At 59.7% G+C, this 6,895-nt stretch carries 7 protein-coding genes; 3 read left to right on the top strand and 4 right to left on the bottom strand.

The features are described from left to right. Positions 1-209: 209 nt before the first annotated feature. From RKE40_RS29090 to RKE40_RS29080, 3 genes are all read right to left on the bottom strand, one after another. Entirely contained in the window at positions 210-1,988 is a 1,779-nt protein-coding gene (locus tag RKE40_RS29090) for an SLC13 family permease (RefSeq protein ID WP_316021648.1), read from the bottom strand. A 50-nt stretch (positions 1,989-2,038) separates the two neighbouring features. Further along, positions 2,039-2,878 carry a hypothetical protein gene (locus RKE40_RS29085; RefSeq protein ID WP_316021647.1) on the bottom strand — a complete coding sequence of 280 codons (840 nt, stop codon included), beginning with the start codon at positions 2,876-2,878 and terminating at the stop codon, positions 2,039-2,041. Positions 2,879-3,160: 282 nt separating this feature from the next. Next, positions 3,161-3,469, bottom strand: a complete 309-nt coding sequence (locus RKE40_RS29080; RefSeq protein WP_316021646.1) for a hypothetical protein — start codon at positions 3,467-3,469, stop codon at positions 3,161-3,163. Here RKE40_RS29080 and RKE40_RS29075 point away from each other — a divergent pair. The 3 genes from RKE40_RS29075 (at position 3,468) to RKE40_RS29065 (ending at position 4,779) form a co-directional block, all read left to right on the top strand. After that, a complete protein-coding gene (locus RKE40_RS29075; RefSeq protein WP_316021645.1) occupies positions 3,468-3,677 on the top strand; it encodes a hypothetical protein in 210 nt (69 codons plus the stop codon). The genes RKE40_RS29080 and RKE40_RS29075 overlap by 2 nt on opposite strands. Positions 3,678-3,745: 68 nt before the next feature. Beyond that, on the top strand, positions 3,746-4,075 hold the full coding sequence (locus tag RKE40_RS29070) for a hypothetical protein (protein ID WP_316021644.1): 330 nt from the start codon (positions 3,746-3,748) through the stop codon (positions 4,073-4,075). Positions 4,076-4,557: 482 nt separating this feature from the next. Beyond that, positions 4,558-4,779, top strand: coding sequence for a hypothetical protein (locus tag RKE40_RS29065; protein ID WP_316021643.1), 222 nt, complete (start codon positions 4,558-4,560; stop codon positions 4,777-4,779). A 944-nt stretch (positions 4,780-5,723) separates the two neighbouring features. Here the strand turns inward: RKE40_RS29065 and RKE40_RS29060 are convergent. Continuing rightward, positions 5,724-6,662 carry a helix-turn-helix transcriptional regulator gene (locus RKE40_RS29060; protein WP_316021642.1) on the bottom strand — a complete coding sequence of 313 codons (939 nt, stop codon included), beginning with the start codon at positions 6,660-6,662 and terminating at the stop codon, positions 5,724-5,726. Positions 6,663-6,895: the final 233 nt, after the last annotated feature.

Below are 6,895 nucleotides of genomic sequence, written 5' to 3'. Positions count from 1 at the left end.
AAGTCTTCGTGCCCGCCATGACCGCGCGGGCGGCTGCGCTATCCAGACCGGCTACGCCGCCCGCGCTGGCGCAGAGGCCAACCAGCCACTAACATTCAACCTGGACCTCTCGGCGGGGGCGGATCATATGTGCGACCGCCAGATCACTGAGCGGCTCACCGATGAAAGTGCGCATCTCTGGGGGCTCCGACGCGCGCAGCAGGCTGTGACTAGCTCAGAGGCCAAACCAAAAGGATCAGCGGCACGCCAACCACAATCACGATGGACGACAGCGGTAGGCCGAGCCTCCAATAGTCACCGAACCGATACCCTCCCGGCCCCATTACGAGCGTGTTGCACTGGTGCCCAACTGGAGTGAGAAAATCGCAAGCAGCCCCAACAGCGACGGCCATGAGAAATGCGTCAGGCTTGTAGCCAAGATGGTCGGCGAAATTGACCGCGACCGGAGCCATAATGAGGACAGTCGCCGCATTGTTCAGAAATGGCGTCGCCGCCATCGCTGCGACCATAATCAGCGCTAGGGCGCCGTAAGGCGGCAAGCTGCTGGAAATCTGGGACAGCCAGCCGGCGATCAGATCCGCGCCGCCAGTCGTGCGTATCGACTCGCTGACTGGAATAAGAGCCCCCAACATCACGACAATCGGCCAGTCGACGGCTTCGTAAGCTTCGCGGAGTGACAGTGCGCCAAACAAAATCGCTAATACCGCCGCCGCGAAGAAAGCTGTGGCGACCGGCAGCGCCCCGAGAGCCGTGAGCAGTATCGCGCCTCCCAAGATTGCCACGGGAATGAGACGCTGTCTTACATTTCCGAGGCGGATTTCCCGCTCTGACAGCGGAAGGATTCCGAGATCCCTCAGCTTGTCGGGAAGTCGCACAAGGTCGCCCTTCAATACGACAACGTCACCCGTCTGCAATGTGATGTCGCGCAACCGTTCAGTGAAGCGCTGGCCGCTGCGGCTGACAGCAAGAAGGTTGATATTGAAGCGCTCGTGCAGAGCCATGCGTTTGGCGGTTTGACCGATCAGAATGGAGATCGGTCCAATCACCGCCTCGATACCGCCAATTTCCTCGTCAACGCCCTGAGCTTCCGTGGGGCGGTCCTCGCCTTCTAGTTCGAGGCCGGCGCGCCGGACTACGCGTTCGAGCGCCTTGGGGTCTCCTTCCAGAAGAATGATGTCTCCCTCGATAAGGACTAGGTTGGATAGAGGCATCAACCGTTCGACCTTGTTGCGAATGATCCCGGTGATCAGGACTTCGCGGTCGCACCGTTTCACGAGATCGGCAAGCGCATGCCCGATCACCGGCGAGTTCGCCGTGACGCGCGCCTCCGTCATGTAGTCCTTGATGGTGATGGCTTCGTCCATGGTAGCGGAAGCTCTGCGACCGCTGGGCAGCAGGCGATAGCCAAAAACTAAAAATGTTACCCCGACCACAGAGAGGACAAGCCCGACCGGAGCGAAATCAAACATCCTGAAGGGGTGGCCGGTAAGCTCCTCGCGCATGCGAGAGACAACGATATTGGGTGAAGTGCCGACCAGAGTGACAAGGCCGCCGAGCAGTGAGGCGAACGCCATTGGCATGAGAAATGACGAGGCGGACGCATTTGAGCGACGGGCCATTTGTAATGCCACCGGCATCATCATCGCCAGCGCGCCAATGTTCTTGATAAAGGCCGACAATATGGCGACGGCCGAGATCAGGATCACCGCCTGCCCCTGTATGGACCGGACCCTCAGCGAGACGCGATAGAGTGCGGCTTCGAGTACACCCGAGCGTTCGATCGCTGCACTTACGACGAGAGCACTGGCGACAATAATGACAATGTCATCGCCAAATCCTGAGAAGGCTACCTTATGAGGTACGAGGCCCGTAAAAACGGCAGCAAGGAGAGCAATAACAGCGACCAGATCGTAGCGAAGGCGCCCCCAGACGAACAGTGCCGTCAATCCGGCTACAACGGCGAAGGCGAGGTACGGATCTTGAGCCATATCTGCATGTCGCAGCGCCCGTACGAGCGATAAGCGATCGCCCGTGCCATTCAGCAGGACGTCAAGGGAATGGCGCCGCCTTCATTTTCCCAGGTTTCCAAGGCACGCATCTCAAGCAAGGCGGCTGAAAAGATCCCAGCATCGGCATTGGCTATGAACGCCCGTGAAACCTCGCGGATGATGGCATCCGCCAGGTCGGCATCCGAAATCCCCAGCTCGGGGAAAGCGCGCCGCAGAGAGCCAGCAACCCCTGCCGTCTTCGGTGGAGGGGCTTCCTTTTGACAAGCGTTCAGAAAGGCGTGGATCGCGGCAAGCACGCGCGGCCTGCTGGATGGCATCGCCCCGGAGCGCTCAACCGTATCCCGATCCGTCGGATGACTTGAGTGGATGCGGATCTCGGTCGCGCTCCATGCGGTTGGAACCCACCGAGTGGCAGCGAAGGGTCTATTCGTATCAACACAGATCCAGCGTCCGCGATCTTCAGCCAGCATGCCTTCAGATTGCCAGCGGATCATCGCAGTCTCTCCCACTGCGTTTCTCGCTATCACCACGGTGTCGCTGTGGTTGGCGGTGCCCATTGGGGAACTCAGCGCAGTGGCATTAAATTCCTCTTCGGGCGAAGGAAGCATGTGCTCCTGCCTGTGCAAGGGAACGTCGAGCGGGTTAGGCGACGAACTGCGCGCATCGGCGAGCCTCGCGGCTTTGACGTGCTCGGCCAAAACGCGTCGCAGATCAGTCTCGAGAGTCACACCTCCCTCAACGGCATCATGGAGCACGCGGGTTCGTGATGCTTTACGACCGGCATCGCTCTCAGGACGGAACCCGACCTCAGCGAGCAACCGCTCGATCATCCTCATGTTCTCGGGGGTGAATAACGCAGAGGACATCATGTCCTCCTCTCGGTCGGGGGCGGGGCACGACGACCACCCTTCACCGGCAAACTCGATGTTCCAGCTAATCAACATTACGCCTTTTGGCGAACGAAAGCGAATCGCGCGAAGTCACAACTCCGTTAATCCTCAGCCCATCGACGTCCGCTTTAGCGTTTTAGCAAAGATGATGTAGAATCGCGCTTGTGTAATCCACTAAACAAGCGCCTAGTGGATTGTCGCCTCCTTTTAAGCCCGAACCGAGAGCGAGCCGCGATGTCATGCCGACATCGGAATTCGGGATTAAATATCGTGAAAAATCAGCGCCAGGGCACCTGGCTTGAAGGATCGGGCCAGATCATCTGGCGCGATGGCACGCGCCAATCGGTAGGGTACGGTTTCGAAACATCCCGGAACGTAAATGGCTGGTGCCGCGGGCATCTCGACCTTGATCTCCGCCAGCCTAATCCTCCGTTTCTCCTCCATGAGGCCAGGCTGATCTGCGAAGACGGACAGGTCGTGAACCTCGAAATCACCGAACACAACAGCGATGGAGTGACCTTCGTAGGGAGGTTGCTCGACGAGCGCTGCAAGATCGAGGAACTGACGCATGCCGAGTAAATACCAGCAAGGTGATGTCATCAGCCTGACCTTCGGCTTCCTGAACGGCGCGGCGGTCGAAAATTTCCAAATCATACGGGTGCTGCCGGCGAACGAAAAAGGACAGAGGCAATATCGGGTTCGCGGCGCCGATGGCATTGAGCGCAAAATCGAAGCGCACAAAACCCGGTCCCGCGCAGAAGGCCTTTCGGAAATCTGAGATAGGCCCGGCTTCGCCGGGGGTGAACAACCGGTCATGATTATGGCAGTGAATAGCAGGTGCGGATCATGACGGACCGGACCACAAAAACGGAGGTCATATTCCGCCATCCATTCAGGCTGAGCGCATTATCGAATCCTCAGCCGCCCGGAACCTATCGGGTCGTCACCGACGAGGAAGAAATCTTGGGTCTGTCGTTCCAGGCCTTTCGCCGCGCCGCCACGATGCTGGAGATCCCGGCTATCGAACTTTCACGCGGCTCCTCTCAGATATTTCTCGTTGATCCCGTGGAATTGGAGGCTGCCCTGGAGAAGGATAAGCTGGCCTATTCGCGCTTAAACACGAGAAAGAACTCATGCGCTATCTCGGCGGAATCTCGGGGCGAGGCGCCCTCATGAGCGACGCATCGATCGTACTTTTTGCGATTTCGATGGCTTCTTCGAAAATCCGATTGGGCAGATCAGGTGTGGCGAGGTTCGACCGGCCTTGCCCACCCTGAAGACCGTGTTCGCCCGGACGGACGTGCCGTTGCTTACGAATGATGGCGGTCTCCTCGATCTAAGGTTTTCCGAGGCGTTGGACCCCTTTGTGACCGTGCGCGGAAAACGGGCGCAATGGGCAGGCGGACTGCCGCGCTGGCAGCCTCTAGCGATCCAGAGGGTGGCAAGTCGGCCATTTTTCCGAGCGGCACAATGTCCGTTATCCGCATAGAATGATATCGACCCGCAGCGGGGCCGGCACGGCGCTCTGGCTGCTGACCATGATCTTCGTCATCGTCAGCATCTGCTTCCTGTCCTGCGGCGTCAGGTAGGCGGCAGCATTGCTAAGGCTTGTGGCCCCGGTCCGGCACAGGCGGTAGTATCCCACCACGAAGGGGGAGATGACTTTGCGTCACAGCCCGGAACAGCCGACAGTCGCCATCAACACCTCCGCCGAGTACGCCGCTGCCCGGCGAGAGGTGAAAAGGCTGAGGAACGCGGAGCCCGGCACGGTGGACGCGCTGACCTTACAGGCTTTTTCTGCAGCAATGGAAGCCTATGACGCGCGCCAAAAGGCCGATCCCGTGACGGCGAACGCGGACGAATCCCAAAACGACGAATGACCTACCGCAACAATAACCGGCCACCGCCAGACATCGCCGAGCGCTGCCGCACCCATAGCGGATAGGACAAACCTACCTTGGCGGCCGCGGCACAATATATCCACACGAAGACAAGGGAGTTCACCGTGATGATCCGCAGTCTCTTATGCTTTACCGCGCTCTGTCTATGCGGGACGTCCCTGGGGGCAGCGACACTCACAATGCAGGAGTGCAGAGCCAAGTACAAAGCCGCGGTAGCTACGGGAACGATCCACTACAGCTGGGCGGACTACCAAGTGAAGCAATGCGGACTGCCGCCACGGCCAACAGGCAAGCAAAAATCGTCCCATTAAGATGGGTTGGAGAGCACGGTCAGGGGCGCTCGCAGACACATAGCCGGCCGCAAAGCAAAAGCGCCTCAACCCGCCATACTTGCAGGCTATCGCTCGCTGTCGGCGTCTCGTTCTCGCCCATGACCACCCTCGCGCGAAGCCTCACCATCCTTTGACAGGACGACCGGATTGGCGCTGACCAAGCCCCCGGGGTTGGGCTTGGCATTTGGCTTGGCATATTGGCCAGCAGCATCGTGCTTGATAGCTGCGGCGCCGTCGCTCTCGCATCTTTCGTACGGAGCATGCGGCCCAGTCGGGTGCTCCGAATCTGGGTTCGATCCTGGTCGCCGCTGATCCTGCTCGCCGGGCTGGCCAGGGCGGCGCGGAGTCTCGTGTCGACCAGGGGAACCGCTTCCGGCCGGGGTGATCGATTTGTCCTTCATGAAGACCTCCTTTGGGAGGCAACAGTCCGCCCACGGGGAAGTTCCGTATCAACGAAAAAGGGCACCCCGCGTGAGCGAGACCGTGCCCTTTTTTGCTTCAGGCCTTGTTCGTCAGTGCCCGAACCGCGCGACCTCTGCGCATAGGGCCGCGACCAGCTCTTCCTCATCCAGTCCTGATGCGAAACCTCGCCTAGCGCGACGATGGCCTGTCCCACCCAGCCGCATCCCTTGGCGAATAGCCAAAGCGATGGCGGAAGGCCCGGCTGAATGTCGAATGATCGGCAAAGCCCAGCTGGACCGCAAGACTGTTGATCGCCATCGGATGTTTTGCCTCGTCGAGTCGCCGGTGCGCTTCCTTCAAGCGAACCTCCTGAATGAACGTCGAAACGCCCCCGTAGCTTTCAAATGCCCGATAGAGTCGTGAGCGGGAGACACACATAAGGCGTGCTAGGTCTTTCGGGCCAAACCCCGCCGATCCAATGTTGGCCTGCGTCAGGCGACTTGCTCTCTGCACTAGCGCCGATGCAAGCGGAGCTTCCGCCACGGCCAGATTGTCGGGCACCGGAGCAACTAATGCCGAGACCAATGCCTTGACAGCAACCGCTAGGCTGGAGACCTGCTGATGGGGGAATGCCGCTAGGCTGCCATCGAGAGATAAGAGGAAATCAGCGACGACAGACCCTATGCCGGACTGCGTGATTTTCTCGGGGGCGCGGTCAAAGGCATTGGCCGCCTCCCGAAATTCATCGCGAGGCAGGAAAAGGGTGACAACTTCGCCGTCGCTGCCCACCCCCTCGAACGATCGAGTCAGAGACCGGAAACCAATGTGGCGGGGCTCTGAGGCGAGAGGCGCGCCAGCAACCGCCGGCACCACGACCAGGAGCCAATGGTCGCTAGGAGGGCGCGAGAAATGTCGCCATTGTCTCGTTACGCCGCCGGGCATGCACGCCCGGGTCATGCGCAGGCCGTTGAGATTCCATGCCGTGTGGTCGGCCAGATAGTGCGGTGCCTTTGCTGATCCGTCACTAAGGCGCAGGTCGAACGACCCGGCGTAGAAGTCGCGCCAGGCTGCGAACTGATCCGCGCCCGGCAGGTCTCGTGTCGTAAAGCGCTCAGGCTGCAGCCTCATTTGTCGGTATCGGCCTAGTCTCTGTTGCCCACCAGATGATGAGATTACTGCGAGAGGGGCGTCAATCTCTCAGTACATAACTTGGCCGGATCGCTCACGCGGGGCCGGGCTTCTCTATTGGGCCATGGGTGTCAAGTCGGCTGACGACGAATGTCTCAGATGGGCCGGAAGGGGAAGTTGGCTCTTCTCTATTGGGCCATGGGTGTCAAGTCGGCTGACGACGAATGTCTCAG

It is taken from the genome of Allobosea rubneri (assembly GCF_032464875.1).
In the GTDB taxonomy this organism is placed as follows: Bacteria; Pseudomonadota; Alphaproteobacteria; order Rhizobiales; family Beijerinckiaceae; genus Allobosea; species Allobosea rubneri.
Note: the sequence above shows the minus strand (reverse complement) of the source record. Positions and strands in the feature narration are given on the sequence as shown.

Coding starts and splice junctions, on each gene's coding strand:
- RKE40_RS29085 (WP_316021647.1), bottom strand. CDS start 2,878: ATGATGTCCTCTGCGTTATTCACCCCCGAGAACATGAGGATGATCGAG.
- RKE40_RS29070 (WP_316021644.1), top strand. CDS start 3,746: ATGACGGACCGGACCACAAAAACGGAGGTCATATTCCGCCATCCATTC.
- RKE40_RS29075 (WP_316021645.1), top strand. CDS start 3,468: ATGCCGAGTAAATACCAGCAAGGTGATGTCATCAGCCTGACCTTCGGC.
- RKE40_RS29065 (WP_316021643.1), top strand. CDS start 4,558: ATGACTTTGCGTCACAGCCCGGAACAGCCGACAGTCGCCATCAACACC.
- RKE40_RS29090 (WP_316021648.1), bottom strand. CDS start 1,988: ATGGCTCAAGATCCGTACCTCGCCTTCGCCGTTGTAGCCGGATTGACG.
- RKE40_RS29060 (WP_316021642.1), bottom strand. CDS start 6,662: ATGAGGCTGCAGCCTGAGCGCTTTACGACACGAGACCTGCCGGGCGCG.
- RKE40_RS29080 (WP_316021646.1), bottom strand. CDS start 3,469: ATGCGTCAGTTCCTCGATCTTGCAGCGCTCGTCGAGCAACCTCCCTAC.